Here is a 16,330-nt window from a genome sequence, read left to right on the forward strand (position 1 = left end):
GGAGTCACAAAGGCTGTTCCCAAGAGTAGCAAGTACCCTCTTGGAAACAGCCTTTGTGCGTTTCTGGCTTACGCATTTTTCGCGGATTTTTTTTGACTGTACACCCACAGCGCATACTCCAAAGGCTTCACCATGGATTCACGGTAGGCGGCCATATCGCCGATTTGGGAGAAGACTTCCCTTGATGGCTTCGGATTCACCTCGAGGAGAAGAATTCTTCCGGTTTTGTCCACGGCCAGATCCAGGGCAAGCTCGCACAAGCCTCCATACTGTCCGTCAAGAAATTGGGCTACATCCACACCGAGGGAATCGGCTTCCTCGCGAATGTTGGCGCGCTTTACCGGATCCGTGATCCATTTACTTAACAATTCTTCCATCATGGTCGCGCGTCCGCCGCCATGCAGGTTGGAGGTAACGCTCTTCGGCGCCCCGACGCGCCCCACGCAACCGGTCACTTGCCATTGGCCTGCTCCGTTTTTCTGTACGAGCATCCGGTAATCATGCACTCTTCCATCCGGGAGTTCGAGCTGTATCCCTTCTTGAACCAGATATCGATCTTTATTGCCCCAGCCCGACAAATATTGCGCCAAATGGCCTGAAGGCATTCGTTTCGGTCTAATGATGCTCCGGTTGGAATTGCGTCCCCGGATTTCATACGTGCCCGTAACACCGGGGACCTTCGTAATCCGCAGAATTCCGCGTCCGCCCGTTCCGTTGATCGGTTTAAAATAGACGGTAGGATGAACATTTAGCATCCGGTGGATATCACCTGCGCTTGTTACGATCCGGGTATCCGGCAGATGGGGGCGGAAGCGTTTCTTGGTGGACAGTACTTGATGAATCGTCCATTTGTTGCGTAATGGTCGGTTCAGAAACAGCAAATACCGATAGCGGGAACGAAAGCGCAGCAGCTGTTGGAAGCGGGGGCTCTTTTGAATGCGGCAGCGATCAAAAATCATATTGGGAAACGAGCGCCATTTCCGGCTCCATCTCCGGTGATCGGGATCGTATTCCATGGCGTTGATCAGGCCTTGGGCACTGTTAACGTCGGCGGGAGTGAAGACGTAAACGTCAAGCCCCATCGCTTTTCCTTCCCTGATCATATGCTCGTAGATATGCCGCTCCTCCAGCGTTTTCCGTTCATCCAAGTATAACGTCATAATACCTAATACGGGTTTTGACACAGAAGTTCACCTTCTTGAACAGAGTCAGCACGAGATGCTGAAGAACTGTGGAATGGATGCAGGGGAAGGGTTCCGCTCATAACGAGCGTAGGTTTACCCGTCGGACCTTGCTCAAGCGCTATGGCCTGGAGCCCTGCATGAAAGCACATTTGCAAGCTTGCGGAATGATCGGCGGCCACTTTGCATCGCAGCCGCCCGAATTTGGATAATTGTGAGCGGATCAGGGAAGAGCCGATATGCCGGTTGCGGTATAGAGGGTGTACAGCAATCATACAGGCATCTTCTCCATAATCCGCCGCTAAGCAAATCCCCACAGGTATGCGTCCGATATCGCTTCGAACCGTAGCTGCCATGATCGAGGTGCCGGGCTGCAGCAGATCGTCATAGGATAGCGAGGCCAGGCGCTGGTAACCTTCACGGGTTAAACGTTTGTTGCCGTAACGCCGGAAGAAATCGCTGCACTGTTGTCTGGCAGGCGGCCATTCTTCCGGGCTTGAGAGAGTGAGACATGAGATTTCCACATGATCCCCTCCTTTCATGTCTTCCTTAACCGATGCTTTAGATTTAGATGATGCAGGGACTATCTTTGATTGATCAGGTATTCGGAATATTGAAAAATCCGCTCCAGTGATTTTTTCCGGATCGCGGGTTCGTCAAATTTCATGGGTCTTGAATTGGCTTCGAAGAACCAAAGGACGCCTTCGCTATCAATTCCGAGGTCCATGGACATTTCGCCATGGATCTGACCGGAGCTCTTCTCAATCTGCCGTGCCATATGCACGGCTGCTTTCTTAACTTCACCTAGGATGGCATCGGACCGTTCCTGACCGAATACAATCGGAAGCAGCTTCTCCGGATCCTCAATCGTTCCTCCGCGAGGAACATGCGTGGTTATGCTCTTGGCGCCGGCCATTCGAGCTCCAATTCCTGTAACTGCCCAGGAACCGTATTCGTTCTTTTGCACAAGTATGCGGAGGTCAAAGGCGCGACCGTGGACCTGGGCCAGCTCGATTCCCTGCTGGATCAGGTATGAGCTTCCTTTAGTCTCCTGATAAACCCGGTTCCAAAGCCGCTCTAAGGAGGCTGCTTTGTATGTGGTGCTGTTTTTGTTGTTCTGTATCTGTATGCGGTAGGGGAGCGATTTGTTTTTCTGGTAACGTACCCTCATGATTCCCTGCCCGGCTTTGCCGTCCTCAGGTTTAAGATACAGGTAAGGCTTCCGCTTTATCATTTCATATAAAGTGGGGTAACCCTTCAAACGTTTGGTCAGAGGTGCCCACTTTTTGGTTAACCGTGATTTGTTCAACCATGCAAACAGTCGCCACTTATTGAAGAAGTGTGGATTGTAGATATCGATATGGGGATGTTTTTGGCATTCCTTGATTTTGCGGCGAACCCAAGGGAGCGCTTCATCCTCTCGGTAGGGGATCCGGTTATATATAACCTGGGGCAGAGGGCATAGCCTCTGCTCCCAGGATTGGTCGTTGTTCAGCATGTAGCCCTTGACGGCACCCGTATCAAGCTTCAAATCGCGTACAGTCACTACATAGACCAGAAAGCCCATATCTTTTCCCGTCTTGATGATTTCCTGAAAATTTTGCCGGTTGCCCCTGAACATCGTATGCGAATCGTGCATGGTCAGGATGGCTACAACCGGTCTTCCATCACTCTCCACTCGGTTGATCACGAGTCATTCCCCCTGTGGAAGCCGCTGAGATACATACTGTGTTCAAAAATATGCTCGACCGATGCTTTTCCTTCCCCTCGCAGGGAAGGGTGGTTGAATATCGATCGGCCCGGCTTCGAATTTGCTTCAAACATCCATATTCTCTCGTTATCATCTATTCCGATATCGAATCCGATTTCTCCTAACAGATGCGGATGATGATTCTCGATGGCTTCCGACATCGCGATGGCGGCGTCCTTGGCACGCTCCAGCACATCTCGCGCTTTGGAGCCGAAGGCCCGGCTGAGCGCCTGCTCCGGCGTCATCAAGGAGCCCCCGTTCTTGATATGCGTCGTGACGCTTCCCCGTCCGGCTTTTTTGGCGCCGATACCAACCACGGACCAGCGGTTTTTGCTGTTCTTATGCATATGGAATCTGAAGTCGATGGGGCAGCCATCGATTTCAATAAGGCGGATTCCTTGCTGAATAACATAGTTTCGCAGCTTGGAGCCGTGTTTGGCCTGAAGCATGCGCATCAAACTATTAAAGTTCGGGAACTTGAGGAGGGTGTTGCCCCCGTTTCCGTGATATCGCGCAAAGTATCCTTTTTTGGGAAGATAGGTCAATCGGTAAATCCCGAGTCCCAAGCTTCCGGCTGAGGGCTTATAATACACAAAGTGATGACGCTCCATCATATCCTTAATCCGCTCGGGACTAGGATTGTTATACGTTTCCGGCAGATATTTGCCTGCCTGCACGTCGCCGTCCAGCTGTGAGTACACATCGGATTTATTGAAGAAGGCCCAGTTGAAAAACTTGATGTTGCGCTTCAGAAACCGATCTCTCAGTTGATTGGTAAAAGGGGAGAAGTCGGTTTTCCGGCTAGGCAGACGATTGTAGACGACATCAGGGAGTGGAACGGTTTTGCGGACAAAGCCGCCGCCGGAACCGAGCATATAGGCATGAACGGTTTCGCGCTGCCAGTTGATATCCCGGGGGGCAAAGGCATATACGAACATTTTTTTGTTGCCCTCACGAAGAAGCTGACGAATATACGAGGTTCGGGCTCCAAAAGGGCTGGATGGATTATGCGGTCCGTCGGACAGAACCCCAACCACGGGCCCCAGCTCGATTTCTCCCTCACGGGGGGAATGGATATAGACAGGGCCCTGTCTGGGAACGTGAATTCCGTTTCGGACACCGTTGCTTAAATAGATATGTTTCCCCGATCGCTCTATCGGTTTCACAGCGGCGGACACCGTGTTGGTACCGATGCGAAGCTTAATCGATTTCCTGCTTGATAGCCCCAGGCTCTTTAGAAGCGAACCGGATAAAAAGACGACTTTTTCGGGCTGCTGCGAGAAATGAATATTTCCGAAATTCAAACTCATGTATTTACCCTCCTAAGTTGTCGAAGCAATAAATAACGGGCGTATTGAATCGGATGTTCGACGGACAGCCGGGCTGCGTGACCATCTCCCGTTAGTGTAAATGCGCGGCGGCCCGGTTTGGAGTTGACCTCCAGGATCCAGACCCGTCCCTTTGTATCCACGCCAAAATCGATTCCCAGCTCACCAAGTCGGCCGAATCCTTCTTCGAGCAGAGATGGAAGCTGAGCGGACAGATCCCGGATGTTCTGAATGATCTTCATGGCCTTTTCTTCTCCGAAATCAGTCGTTAGATAGGGAAGGGCTGGAAATGCTGTGCCTCCTCCGTGAAGGTTTGAGGTCAACCCTTGGCTTGCGCCTTGCCGTGCGGCGATTCCTGTGATGGACCATCTGCCGCGGTCATTCTTTTGAACCAATGACCGAATATCAAACGGATCTCCGTTACGGTTGCGAAGCTCCAGGTAGGGTTGAATGATAAACCGGCGTCGGCCGGTAAATCGCTTCACCCATTCATTCATCTCTTGTGCGGGAATGGTCTGCTGAAATATGCGATTGCTCCGATCCCTTCCTTGCAGTCTGACACGCTGCTGATCTGTCAAAGCGAGGTACAAAGTATGACGGCCCTGAGAGCCTCCGCTAGGCTTCATGAAAAGTCTGCTGCCAAAAGCCAGCAAAGCCCTGCTCAGTGATTCGGCCCCCGCATAACTTAAGGTTGCCGGCAGATAAGGCCTTAAGGCGGAGGAGCGCTTTAATAATTGATGCACTTTCTGTTTGCCGGGCAGACCGCGTGACCACAGCCTTACGCCCTGCTGCAGCATTCGGTTCAGACACTCACCAGCGGCAGCCGTTTCCTCACCGTTTCGATGCAGACATCGGTCATAGATGACGTCAGGAGGAGGAAAGGTGCCGAAACTCCAGCCTTCTCCCGGATTGAAATGATATCCTTGGATCCTGTCTATGGAGCTTTCAACACCAGAAGCAGGGGAGGCATCATCCGGACAAAAAACAAATACCTGCATGCCGAGTTCCTTGGCCTTCGAGCTGAGTTCTCGAAGAAATTCCTTCTCGCCAAAGGGAGGGAAGCCCGGTTTGCGGCATACCATGACACCCAGGGTGCCTATCTTGTTTGAGGACATAGGGTTCTCCTTTTTTAGAAACCCGTCAAGTATTGACAGTACTGAACGAGTCGTACGGCTGACGGTCTTACTTTGGAGTCGGCATTCAGCGGTGCGTTTTCCCCTTTGGACGGCTTGGAGTTGACCTCCAGAAGCCAAATGCGTCCAGTTATATCAATCGCCAAGTCAATGCCCAGCTCTCCGAAATGATAGGGAATGGCAGCCTCCAGTCCATGAGCAATATCGAGCGCCGCTTGATTCATTCGGGCGGGGGCCGTTTGCTTGGAGGTTAACGGGATACTGCTCATGGCAAGTGCGTCCTTGACGGAAGATAACGTACCGCCTCTGGCAAGATTGGAAACAAAGTGGTTTCCGCCGGCAATACGGGCCACGACCGAAGTCACTGCCCATTTGCCATTTTTGTTTTTATGAACAAGCGCGCGAAAATCAACGTTTCGCCGGTTGATGCGAATCAAATCCAATCCTTGCTGAATTTGATAACGCGTTTTTTTTATTTTCCCGGATAAGCTGCTGAACAGCTTTGGAAGTGAGGAGTAGGTATTCTTCTTGCTTCCTTCAAGAGAGGTGGTCATCGTTTGATATTTGCCGTTCTCTTGGCGGGATATCCGGATGATGCCTTTTCCCAGACTTCCCCGCACCGGTTTCAGGAAGACCGTCCGATAAGTGGCGCACATTTTTTTAAGCGTCGGATAACCGCTGAGCAAATAGGATTCGGGCAAATATTTCTGGAGTTTCGCATCAGGTCCGAGTGCCTCGAAGACATCGGATTTATCGAGAAATTTCTCGTTAAAGATATGGGTGCCGAATCGCGATTTTACTTCTCTCATAAAATGCTGTACGCTAGGACTATTCTCCAGTTTGCGGGTAGACAGCCGGTTATTAATGACATCCGGAGCTGGAACGCTGAGCTTTTTCCATCCCGTGTCATAGACAATAGCTTCAAGTGTTGACGGGTTCGAACCGATCATGTCAGGGGTGAAAAAATATACATATGCGCCTTGTTTCTTGGCCGCGTTGACCATTTCCAGGCAGAAAGCTGAGATCGATCCGAAAGGTTTATCAGGTTCATCCGGTTGGTAGCGGCTGACCATGATCCCGATAAGCGGACCGAGCTTCAGTGTTCTTTCCGTTGGATAATATTTGACATTCATGACGGTACGCGGAAGAAGTCCCGAATGGCTGAATACGGAAGGGCTAAGGGCCAGCGAGTTCGATTTTCCTCCCGAGGTAACACGGATTTCCTGCTTGAAGGAGCCAAAGGCAAGCTGTATCGGTGAATCTGTCGGGATACGGAGCTGTCTTATGAGCCGGTCACCAAGCTTGATATCGTTATCCGAAAGCTGGGCTGAGCGGATTAATTGAACCGATACCTTGGATTTGGTGTTGGATTTGATCTTGGATTTGCGCATGATGGATCTCCTTCCGACAACAACTGGATACTTAAGTGAACAGACAAAGACTTCATCTGATCATTGCATGTAATGCATCATATGAGGACATATATCCCTTGGTGATTGTACTGCTCGGGAAAAAGGAGTGCTTAAAATGCAGAACTGGCTGTTTATTTTGGTGAACGTGTGCGTTGCTGCTTTTGTTGGCGGCATAACGAACCACTTTGCGATAAAAATGCTGTTTCATCCCCGTGAAGAAAAAATCATCCTGGGCCGCCGCGTACCCTTCACGCCAGGGCTCATTCCAAAGCGTAAAGACGAAATAGCCGAGTCGTTGGGACGCGTGGTCTCGGATTACCTGGTGACAAGCGAGGGCTTGCAGGAGCTTATTCGTAAGCCGGTGTTTCGGGGTAAGATAGAGGACAGCCTCTATCGGAAGCTGGAGGAATGGAGCCGGTCGGAGCTGAGCTTCGGAGACTTGGCGCTAAAGGTATGGAGCTCCGAACAGTGGGAGCAATTGAAGGTCAGGGCCGAACAATCGGCCCGCCAGCTTACGGCCCGGGGTGCCGCAGCAGTATGGCACGGATATGGGTTGGAGGCAAAGCCGCTGAAGGAGCTTGTTCCCGGCTGGTCGGAGGAAACGATTCAGGGCTGGAGCGGAGCTGCCGCCGATGTTGTGCTGAAGGAGCTGAAGAACACTCTGCTGTCCGCTAAGGGGCAGCTAATGCTATCGGATGTGGCTTCTTCGCTTATCGATAAGGCTGGCGGGTTTCTGGGGACGATGGCTTCGATCTTTGTGGATGAGGATAAGCTGGTCCAGAAGCTGACGCCCATGCTGATTCAGCAGCTGGAGGGAGAGAAGATCCGCAAGACCATCACGGATATCATCTCAGGAAAGCTGTCATATTACGGTGAGATGCCGCTCGGAAATATCATCGAACATGCTGCGGGTGAGCCTGGTCTAGCTTGGATCACACGCACATTGGATGACAAGCTTCCTTGGTCCAAGTGGATTGAGCGAATCGAGTTTCTTCGCGTAGACGAGGTAATTGGACCGCGAATGCCTGCCATTAAAGCAGTTTTGCCTGGACTGCTCGATAAGGGACTTGGCTTTCTTGAGCGAAGCATCCCTGCGGCCATGAAGGCTGTTAACTTACCGCAGCTCGTTCAGGAGCAGGTGGAGAAGTTTCCAATTGAGCGGCTGGAAGAGATCATCCTGAGTGTGTCCGGCCGTGAATTCAGGGCCATCACCTGGCTTGGGGTTCTGCTGGGCGGAGTGATCGGATTGTTCCAATCCATGCTGACGATGCTGTGGAGATAAGATTTTTGATGGAGTAAGGCGAAAGGCGAATTAAAAAACGGCGTTTCGGCCGAATATATTGGAGGAATTACGAATGAACATTTATGACAAAGCACATGATTTGGCAAAAGCGATGAAGGAAAGCAAGGAAGTAGAGGAAATTACCTCAGCTATGAAACTCGTGGATGCAGATCCGGAGAGCAGACGCATGCTGGATGACTTCCGTCAGCGCCAGATGGAGCTTCAACAGCGCATGATGTCCGGCGATATGCCGGCACAGGACGAAATGGAGAAGATGGAGAAGCAGTTTGAGGTGCTGAGCCTGAACCTGAACATCCGTCGTTTGTTTGACGCTGAGCGGCGTCTGAGTGTCATTATCGAAGACGTGAACAAGATTATATCGGACAGCCTCCAGCATCTGTACGGACCAGCCCAACCATAAACGATCTCTCTTCATCAGGTTGCGTGCCGATAACTTCAAGACAAATTCGGTATATTTTTAAAAACTTGTCTCATAAATTGCGCAAGCTCCTCATAGAGTAGAAATATAGATTTCAGAGAGTAGAGGAGCTGCGTTTACAATGAAAAAAAAGAAGAACAAGTTTAAACACACCGCGTATCTATTGGTTGCACTCGGCATGTTGATATACGCCCTTCCCAGCATTTCTTTCTCTGGCGGGTTCTCATGGGTTTCGCTGTTCGGTGCAGTCTGGGCAGGATTTGCCCTGCTCGTGATCGGTTCGCATCTCTATTACCTCATCGGTGTAGATGAAGCGAAACAAAAAGCGCTCGATGAAATCCGCAAGGAGAAATTGCATCAATGGGAATTGAAATGGCCTGAGGAGCAGAAAAGCCAGGAAGCCAATTAAGAGTCAAATCACAGCGGAAGCTGTGATGAACAAAAACCTCCCTTTAAGGGATACGGTTGGATCGCCCATCCGTTATCCTTCAGGGGAGGTTTTTTTGTCTCTGACGGGTATGGGAGCGTCATTGGACGTGATATAATAGATACAGTATGGTACAGATAGTGTTCTGGGGGTGTAACAGTTGGACGTTCGAGATGATACGATTACCAAACACGAGCAGTTGGTTCAGCATATTGAAAGTTTGAAGGTTGGAAGCAAAATATCGGTACGACGGTTAGCCAAAGAGATGGGCGTCAGCGAGGGTACCGCTTATCGGGCGGTGAAGGAAGCGGAAAGCCTGGGCATCGTGGTCACGAAGGAACGGATTGGCACGGTTCGCGTGGAACGGAAGCCGCGGAACATATCCGAGCAGCTTACGTTTGCCGATGTCGTTGAAATTGTAGAAGGGCATGTGCTTGGCGGTGCGGAAGGGCTTAATAAAAGCCTGCATAAGTATGTGATTGGCGCCATGAAGGTGGAGGCAATGATCCGATATATCGATGCCGGAAGCCTCATGATTGTCGGTAACCGTGAAGATGCCCATTTCCTTGCACTTGAGCAGGGGGCGGGGGTATTGATCACCGGCGGTTTCGGCACCAGCCGGGAAGTGAAGCAGCTGGCAGACCAGCTGCATCTGCCCATTATATCGTCTAGGCATGACACGTTTACCGTCGCCTCCATGATTAACCGCGCCATTTTTGACCGTTTAATCAAGAAGAAAATTATGCTGGTGGAGGATATCGCTCATGATAAGCCGAAGAATCATCAGTTGAAAAACTCCGTCACGGTTCAGGAATTCAAACGGATTTCACAGGCGACCGGGGAAATCCGGTATCCGGTAACGGATGAATGGAACCGGGTCATCGGCATCGTCGGGGTTCGGGATGTGGAAGGGCTCGCTGAAACCCAGCCGATCGAGAAAGCGATGACCCGAAACCCCGTGACGGCAAGCATGAAAACTTCGCTCGCCTCAGCGGCGCAGATTATGATGTGGGAAGGGATCGATTTTCTGCCGATTGTGGATCGCAACCGTAAGCTGCTTGCTACGGTCACCCGTAAAGAAGTGCTTGGGGCACTGCGGGATGCGCGAAACCAGCCTCAGCTCGGCGAGACGTTTGATCAGCTGATCTGGAACGGAATCGCAGAGGATCGTGATGAGGAGGGGCGTTTGTTCTTTCACGGTTTTATCACGCCCCAAATGGCTTCAGAACTTGGAACGATTTCGCAAGGGGTGCTCACGACCGTGATGAGCCAAGCGGCGGTTAAAGCGGCCAAGGATATCAGCGGCTGGGATCATGTGCTGGACCATCTGTCGACGTATTTCATCCGGCCCGTGCAGATTGAGGATCCGATCGTCATTATGCCGAAACTGCTGGAGATCAGCCGTCGTACCTGCAAGATGGAGATCGAGATCCAGCATCAGACAAACCTGATTGCCAAAGCGGTCATGACGATGCAGGCGATCGATCACGGCTAACTCAAACGCCGGACAACATAAAGGGGCATCCCCAGGTCGCAATGGACCTTCCGGGATGCCCCTGTTCGTTCGATTTCACTTAGCTGGCTGTCCGCGAATTTTTCAGTCTGCTGTAATAGGTGCGGCTTCTTATGCCGGAAAATATATTAAATGCTCCAAGCACCAAGAACACGGCCTCTACAATGACAGCCGGCGTGGAGCCGCTGAACAGAAACATGCAGACTAGCGAAAGGGAAACCAGCATAATGCCCATAAAGAGGTTCATCATGGACATATAGATGCCGCGGTCAGCGGGATCCGCTACTCGCCGTGCGCGAATGCTATACAGGGCGGCAGCTACCACGGACACAACGAGGATCATGTATAGGATATAGTGGATGACTGTGATCATGGGAGGCTCCTTTGGGTCCATAACAGCTTAACGATTGAAGATGTCGACGCCAAGCGTGTTAGATTCGATCATGTACAATACCGGTATTGTATCATGATCCGGTTGACTTTGCATCCACATGATCAAAGCTAACCCAGATTTGCAGCACGCCTTCCATGACCAGCATGGTCCTGATCTGGACCTTGTAATCTTTCTCGCGAACCGTATAGATTTTGTCGCTTAGGAGCGAGCGCGTCAGCTTGCTGTCGGCGTCGATATCAAACACGTTGCGGCCGCGAAGGGCAGCCAGATCGTCGCCCATAAGCCTGACGAGCTCTTTGATGATGACGGGATCCAGCGGCACCCTGTCGTTTTGTTCGCTGCGGATCTTGATTTCCTTGATGACCGTGGATTGTTTATTGTATTTTTTTAACGAATCGATGTCTTTTTTATATTGTGCGATTTGGATCTGCTGGCCTTGATTCGTTTCCCATAGTTTATTGTAGGCTGCATGATAGACCGAGTTGTAGACGATGCTGCCGACAACCATCCCCAGCACGAAGATGGAAGCAACCTGATAGAAGGGGCGGAAGCGGTGGGCTGGAGGTACCCGCATGGATTAACTCCGGCTGGAGCACACCCATTTGACCAGCTCACTGCCCATGTGTGCTCCGAGAAATGCAAAGCCGAGATATAGAATTTGTTTGATCGCAGGGGATAAATTGCCGACGGCCACGTTGCTTTCAATGACCCGCATCGGATCAATGGTGCCTCCGATGGCAGCCGCAAGCGCCCATATCTTAATCCGGTCCGCAACTTCTAGCATGGTCTGGGTGGGGGGCTGCAGGGACAACACGGCGCCCACGCCTCCCACCATGGCTCCCCCCAGCACGATGCCGAAGGCTATAAAAAAGTCCAGGATCGCTCTTGATAAAAAAACACTCATGCCCTCATGTCTCCTCTCTTGTCTTGGTGGATGTCACGGCAACCGCCTGTCCACGTACTCCCTAGTTTCATTCTATGGGCGGGCCTAGCGGGATTATGATAAAATGGTATAAAGACTTTTTAAGATACTCTTGGATTGATTTTAAATATACATGTACCGGCGAAAGGAAGGCGTTACGATGAGCTCTTTCGTGCATTTGCACGTGCATAGTGAATACAGTTTGCTCGATGGAGCGGCACGTATCGGTGACCTGGTGCGGGAAGCGGCGGCGCTTGGAATGAAATCGCTGGCGCTGACGGATCATGGCGTGATGTATGGTGCCATTCCATTCTATAAAGCCTGCCTGGCGCAAGGCATCAAACCGATTATCGGCTGCGAGGCCTATATCACGGCAGGCTCCCGCAAGGAGCGGGGAAGCCGCAAGGATCAGCCGATCTATCATCTGATTCTGCTTGCCAAGAATGAGACCGGCTATCGCAATTTGATGAAGCTGTGCTCGATCGGGCATTTGGAGGGGTATCATTACAGACCCCGAATCGATATGGAGGCGCTGGCCGCCCATCATGAAGGCATCATATGTCTCAGCGCCTGCTTGGGTGGCGAGGTTCCCCAGCATCTGCTTCATGGACGGGAGGCGGAAGCAAAAGCCGCTGCGCTTCGTTACCAGGCGATTTTTGGAGAAGATTACTACCTGGAGCTTCAGGATCACGGAATTCCGGAGCAGAAGCGCGTGAATCCCCAGCTGATTCAGCTGAGCCGCGAGACCGGCATTCCGCTGGTAGCGACCAACGATGTGCATTACCTGGCCGAGAGCGATGCTGAAGTTCAGGACGTCCTGATCTGCATCGGCACGGGAAAGACGGTGGAAGATGAGGACAGGCTGCAAATCCAGACGAATCAGCTCTATTTGAAGAGCGGCAGCGACATGGAGCGATTGTACCCCCATGTGCCTGAAGCTATATTGAATACGGCTAAGATTGCGGACCAATGCAACCTGGAGCTGGAATTCGGCAAGTCGATTTTGCCGGAATACAGCTCTCTTCCGGAAAGGAAGAATGCAGCCGAATACTTGCGGGAGCTCTGCTTGAATGGTCTGCAAGAACGTTACGGGAATACGGAGCGGTGGCAGGATGAAGCGCAACGCAGCGAGCTGGAGCAGCGACTGAACTATGAGCTCGGCGTCATCGAGAACATGGGCTTCAGCGATTATTTCCTGATCGTATGGGACTTCATCGCCTACGCCCACCGGCAAGGCATCGCGGTTGGACCGGGAAGGGGTTCATCGGCGGGCAGCCTGGTAGCCTACACCCTTCAGATTACGAATGTGGACCCGATGAAATATAAATTGTTGTTTGAACGCTTCCTGAATCCGGAGCGGATTACGATGCCGGATATTGATATCGACTTCAGTGACGAGCGCCGGGAAGAGGTCATTGATTACGTGGTGGATAAATACGGGAAAGAGCATGTCGCCCAGATCATTACGTTCGGTACGATGGCGGCAAGGGCAGCCGTCCGTGATGTGGGACGTGCGCTGAATGTGCCGTTCGGGGATGTGGACAAGGCGGCCAAGCTGATCCCTAACCATCTGGGCATCAGCATCGCAGGTGCGATGGAGCAAAGCCCGCAGCTAAAGGAGCAGTACGAGAAGAAGCCGAAGGTGCGCGAGCTGATTGATATGGCAATGAAGGTCGAGGGCATGCCGCGTCATGCTTCGACGCATGCGGCGGGCATTGTCATTTCCCGCGATCCGCTGACGGATGCGGTGCCGCTGCAGGAAGGCAGCGAGAAGACGGCGCTGACGCAGTATTCCATGGAGAATCTGGAGAGCGTGGGGCTGCTCAAGATGGACTTTTTAGGTCTGAGAACGTTGTCCATTATTGAGCGTACGCTGAGATGGATTCAAGAATTGACCGGCAGAACACTCGATTTCGAACAAGTGCCGGATGACGATGATCTAACGTATGAGATGCTGGGGCGCGGCGATACCACGGGCGTATTTCAACTCGAATCCGCGGGCATCCGGCGGGTCTTGAAGGATCTGAAACCTTCGGTGTTTGAGGATATCGTATCCGTCAATGCCTTGTATCGCCCGGGTCCCATGGAGTTTATTCCAAAGTTCATTCAAGCCAAGCATGGCCGGATTGAGCCGGAGTATCCCCACTCGGACCTGATCCCGATATTAGGCGATACGTACGGCATTATCGTCTATCAGGAGCAGATCATGCAGATCGCTTCGACGATGGCCGGCTTCTCGCTCGGGGAAGCGGATTTGCTGCGAAGAGCCGTTTCGAAGAAGAAGCGCGAAGTGCTGGACCGGGAGCGGAGCCATTTCGTTTCGGGCAGTCTCAAGCTCGGTTATAGCGAGGATGAGGCCAACCGCGTGTACGATATGATCGTCCGGTTCGCGAACTACGGATTTCCCCGTGCGCATGCCGCCGCCTACGGCGTGCTGGCCTTCCAGACGGCTTATCTTAAGGCGCACTATCCGGTTCCGTTCATGGCTTCCATGCTGACTGCCGTTATGGGCAGCCACCGGAAGGTAGCCGAATATGTGCTGGAGGCACGGCGCCTCGACATCGAGGTGATGCCGCCGGACGTGAACGAAAGCGGAACGTATTTCACGCCTGTCATGAGCGGCCCTGCTGCCGAGGGCGGCGATGATGAAGCCAATCGTCCGGCCGGAGGCGGAATCCGATTCGGGCTTGCCGCGATCAAGAACGTCGGCACGCAAGCGGTGGAGAATATCGTCGAGATCCGGCGTGAAAAGCCGTTTGAAAGCCTGCTCGATTTTTGCCGCCGGGTGGACCTCCGCGTATGCAACAAGCGCGTGATCGAGTCGCTTATTCAGGCGGGGGCATTCGATTCCTTGCAGGGGCATCGTTCCCAGCTGGTTGCCATGCTGGACGAAACGGTCGAAGCGGCCGTGAAATGGAGAAAGGAACGGGATGATCTCCAGATTCAGCTCTTCGACTTCGTGGAAACGACGAATTGGGACATTGAATATCCGGACATCCCGCCTTATACCGCAACTCAGCAGCTCGAATTCGAGCGTGAGCTGCTGGGTATGTATTTGTCCGGCCATCCGCTGGACGGCTTCGAAGATACGCTGACGGAGTCCGGAGCTGATCGGTTAATGGATCTGCATGAAGCGGAAGATGAGTCGATGGCTACGGTTGCCGGGATGGTGGTTACGCTGAAGACCATTACGACGAAACAGGGGAAGGCGATGGCCTTTATGGAGTGCGAGGATCAAATCGAGCGCTGTGAGGTCGTTCTCTTCCCAGAAGTGTGGAAGCGAAGCGCGCATTTGATTGAAAAAGGCGCGTTGCTCGCGATACGGGCGAAGGTCCAGCTGCAGGACGAAGGCTTCAAGCTGCTGGCCGAAGAAATCGCTCCGCTCGAGGCGCAAACCTTGAGTCAACTGGTTCAACGAAGCAAGGTGCGGGGAACAGCGAGCGGCAGAGGAAGATCCGGCGGAGAGAATAACGGCCGGGGCGGAAAATCGGGGGCAGCCGGCATGCAGCCGGTTTCGGCCGGTAATTCATCGGCAGTCCCGGCCCCGGAGCCGCTTGCCGCCCGCCGTGGTCATGATTCGACCCTAATCGAAAACGAAGCATCGGGCAGCGGCCTATCGCCCGAGAAGGAATCTCGTACCGTCGTATCGAATCATAAGGCTGGGCAGCGTGTGTTTGTGAAAATAACGGCCGATGCGGAACAATCAGAGCTGCTGGTGAAGCTGAAAGAGCTCCTGCAGCAGCATCCGGGGCATGTGCCGACGGTGCTGTTTTATGAGCGAAGCCAGAAGGTGCTTGCGCTTAGCGATGCCTATCGGATCAAGCCCTCGACAGAGCTTTTTGCCGAAATGGAGAGCATGCTGGGCAAGGACACTGTTAAAGTGAAGTGACATGAAAATTTAAGAACGTTTCCCATCCCTCCCGCATACAATTAGGACACTACAGGTAATGTTGGCCGAGTATTCGCATGAAGAAGGCTCTTCATGATAGAACCGGAATGAAAGAGCACGGCCAAAGACGCGGGGGGGATTTGTGATGTCAATGGACTTGGCAGAAAGCATGCTCAGCCGCAGAGGAGTCAGCGTAAGCTCCATCGCGGATATTGTGTTGAAGCTTCAGCAGCGTTATCATCCGAAGTTAACCATCGAGCAATGTGAAGAAAGCGTCCGGGCCGTTCTCGGCAAGCGCGAAGTGCAGTATACGCTGTATACGGGCATTGCGCTGGATGAGTTGGCGGAGAAAAAACTGCTGCCGGAGCCGCTGCAATCGATTATGGAGCAAGACGAACCGCTCTACGGAGTGGATGAGACCATGGCGCTTGGTGTCACGAGCATATATGGCATGATCGGACTGACCAGTTTCGGTTATCTGGACAAAGAAAAAATTGGTGTAATTGAGATATTAAATGAAAAGTCCGACGGGATTCATGTGTTTCTGGATGATCTCGTTGCAGGCATCGCCGCTGCCGCTTCCTCGCGCATCGCCCATAACAATCCCGATGCGGCCCATTACACCGCGGGTTCTGACTGATTTGCGCGAGTGGTGTCGAA

Annotated in this window: 15 protein-coding genes; 6 read left to right on the forward strand and 9 right to left on the reverse strand. The window is 52.3% G+C overall.

Going from position 1 to position 16,330, the window contains the following annotated elements:
- Positions 1–68: 68 nt before the first annotated feature.
- Genes ACETK5_RS02825 through ACETK5_RS02850 form a run of 6 tightly spaced genes read right to left on the reverse strand, consistent with a single transcriptional unit; the run spans position 69 to position 6,783 of the window.
- Complete coding sequence (locus ACETK5_RS02825; protein ID WP_326114460.1) at positions 69–1,184, reverse strand: YheC/YheD family endospore coat-associated protein; 1,116 nt, start codon at positions 1,182–1,184, stop codon at positions 69–71.
- Positions 1,166–1,705 (reverse strand): GNAT family N-acetyltransferase, encoded by a 540-nt coding sequence (locus ACETK5_RS02830; protein ID WP_326114461.1) that lies wholly within the window; start codon positions 1,703–1,705, stop codon positions 1,166–1,168. The genes ACETK5_RS02825 and ACETK5_RS02830 overlap by 19 nt, the downstream gene beginning before the upstream one ends.
- 59 nt (positions 1,706–1,764) lie before the next feature.
- Positions 1,765–2,871 (reverse strand): YheC/YheD family endospore coat-associated protein, encoded by a 1,107-nt coding sequence (locus ACETK5_RS02835; protein WP_326114463.1) that lies wholly within the window; start codon positions 2,869–2,871, stop codon positions 1,765–1,767.
- Positions 2,868–4,241: a YheC/YheD family endospore coat-associated protein gene (locus ACETK5_RS02840; protein ID WP_394054268.1), complete on the reverse strand. Its 1,374-nt coding sequence runs from the start codon at positions 4,239–4,241 to the stop codon at positions 2,868–2,870. The genes ACETK5_RS02835 and ACETK5_RS02840 overlap by 4 nt, the downstream gene beginning before the upstream one ends.
- The gene (locus tag ACETK5_RS02845; protein WP_394054269.1) at positions 4,238–5,374 is read right to left on the reverse strand and encodes a YheC/YheD family endospore coat-associated protein; all 1,137 of its coding nucleotides are present in this window, start codon (positions 5,372–5,374) and stop codon (positions 4,238–4,240) included. Before ACETK5_RS02845 ends, ACETK5_RS02840 begins: the two co-directional genes overlap by 4 nt.
- A 14-nt stretch (positions 5,375–5,388) precedes the next feature.
- Positions 5,389–6,783 carry a YheC/YheD family endospore coat-associated protein gene (locus ACETK5_RS02850; RefSeq protein WP_394054270.1) on the reverse strand — a complete coding sequence of 465 codons (1,395 nt, stop codon included), beginning with the start codon at positions 6,781–6,783 and terminating at the stop codon, positions 5,389–5,391.
- Between the two features lie 136 nt (positions 6,784–6,919).
- Here ACETK5_RS02850 and ACETK5_RS02855 point away from each other — a divergent pair, with 136 nt between their 5' ends.
- The 4 genes from ACETK5_RS02855 (at position 6,920) to ACETK5_RS02870 (ending at position 10,447) form a co-directional block, all read left to right on the forward strand.
- Positions 6,920–8,086 carry a DUF445 domain-containing protein gene (locus ACETK5_RS02855; protein WP_394054271.1) on the forward strand — a complete coding sequence of 389 codons (1,167 nt, stop codon included), beginning with the start codon at positions 6,920–6,922 and terminating at the stop codon, positions 8,084–8,086.
- 73 nt (positions 8,087–8,159) lie between these two features.
- On the forward strand, positions 8,160–8,507 hold the full coding sequence (locus tag ACETK5_RS02860) for a YlbF/YmcA family competence regulator (RefSeq protein WP_071218055.1): 348 nt from the start codon (positions 8,160–8,162) through the stop codon (positions 8,505–8,507).
- Positions 8,508–8,646: 139 nt separating this feature from the next.
- Positions 8,647–8,934: a hypothetical protein gene (locus ACETK5_RS02865; RefSeq protein WP_100538809.1), complete on the forward strand. Its 288-nt coding sequence runs from the start codon at positions 8,647–8,649 to the stop codon at positions 8,932–8,934.
- A 178-nt stretch (positions 8,935–9,112) separates the two neighbouring features.
- Positions 9,113–10,447, forward strand: coding sequence for a DRTGG domain-containing protein (locus ACETK5_RS02870; RefSeq protein ID WP_127593310.1), 1,335 nt, complete (start codon positions 9,113–9,115; stop codon positions 10,445–10,447).
- Positions 10,448–10,526: 79 nt separating this feature from the next.
- Here ACETK5_RS02870 and ACETK5_RS02875 read toward each other — a convergent pair whose 3' ends face one another.
- The 3 genes from ACETK5_RS02875 to ACETK5_RS02885 all read right to left on the reverse strand — a co-directional run bounded on the left by ACETK5_RS02875 (position 10,527) and on the right by ACETK5_RS02885 (position 11,763).
- A complete protein-coding gene (locus ACETK5_RS02875) occupies positions 10,527–10,838 on the reverse strand; it encodes a YtpI family protein (protein ID WP_326114471.1) in 312 nt (103 codons plus the stop codon).
- Between the two features lie 91 nt (positions 10,839–10,929).
- Positions 10,930–11,433 (reverse strand): hypothetical protein, encoded by a 504-nt coding sequence (locus ACETK5_RS02880; RefSeq protein WP_394054272.1) that lies wholly within the window; start codon positions 11,431–11,433, stop codon positions 10,930–10,932.
- A 3-nt stretch (positions 11,434–11,436) separates the two neighbouring features.
- Positions 11,437–11,763, reverse strand: a complete 327-nt coding sequence (locus ACETK5_RS02885) for a YtrH family sporulation protein (protein WP_100538805.1) — start codon at positions 11,761–11,763, stop codon at positions 11,437–11,439.
- Between the two features lie 178 nt (positions 11,764–11,941).
- Between ACETK5_RS02885 and ACETK5_RS02890 the strand changes: the two genes are divergently transcribed.
- On the forward strand, positions 11,942–15,670 hold the full coding sequence (locus tag ACETK5_RS02890) for a DNA polymerase III subunit alpha (protein WP_394054273.1): 3,729 nt from the start codon (positions 11,942–11,944) through the stop codon (positions 15,668–15,670).
- Between the two features lie 145 nt (positions 15,671–15,815).
- Entirely contained in the window at positions 15,816–16,310 is a 495-nt protein-coding gene (locus ACETK5_RS02895) for a phosphatidylglycerophosphatase A family protein (RefSeq protein ID WP_076324336.1), read from the forward strand.
- The last annotated feature ends 20 nt before the right edge of the window (positions 16,311–16,330 follow it).

It is taken from the genome of Paenibacillus ilasis (genome assembly GCF_043195395.1).
Taxonomy (GTDB): Bacteria; Bacillota; Bacilli; order Paenibacillales; family Paenibacillaceae; genus Paenibacillus_AQ; species Paenibacillus_AQ lautus.

Coding starts and splice junctions, on each gene's coding strand:
- ACETK5_RS02865 (WP_100538809.1), top strand. CDS start 8,647: ATGAAAAAAAAGAAGAACAAGTTTAAACACACCGCGTATCTATTGGTT.
- ACETK5_RS02860 (WP_071218055.1), top strand. CDS start 8,160: ATGAACATTTATGACAAAGCACATGATTTGGCAAAAGCGATGAAGGAA.
- ACETK5_RS02880 (WP_394054272.1), bottom strand. CDS start 11,433: ATGCGGGTACCTCCAGCCCACCGCTTCCGCCCCTTCTATCAGGTTGCT.
- ACETK5_RS02845 (WP_394054269.1), bottom strand. CDS start 5,374: ATGTCCTCAAACAAGATAGGCACCCTGGGTGTCATGGTATGCCGCAAA.
- ACETK5_RS02840 (WP_394054268.1), bottom strand. CDS start 4,241: ATGAGTTTGAATTTCGGAAATATTCATTTCTCGCAGCAGCCCGAAAAA.
- ACETK5_RS02895 (WP_076324336.1), top strand. CDS start 15,816: ATGTCAATGGACTTGGCAGAAAGCATGCTCAGCCGCAGAGGAGTCAGC.
- ACETK5_RS02885 (WP_100538805.1), bottom strand. CDS start 11,763: ATGAGTGTTTTTTTATCAAGAGCGATCCTGGACTTTTTTATAGCCTTC.
- ACETK5_RS02855 (WP_394054271.1), top strand. CDS start 6,920: ATGCAGAACTGGCTGTTTATTTTGGTGAACGTGTGCGTTGCTGCTTTT.
- ACETK5_RS02875 (WP_326114471.1), bottom strand. CDS start 10,838: ATGATCACAGTCATCCACTATATCCTATACATGATCCTCGTTGTGTCC.
- ACETK5_RS02890 (WP_394054273.1), top strand. CDS start 11,942: ATGAGCTCTTTCGTGCATTTGCACGTGCATAGTGAATACAGTTTGCTC.
- ACETK5_RS02850 (WP_394054270.1), bottom strand. CDS start 6,783: ATGCGCAAATCCAAGATCAAATCCAACACCAAATCCAAGGTATCGGTT.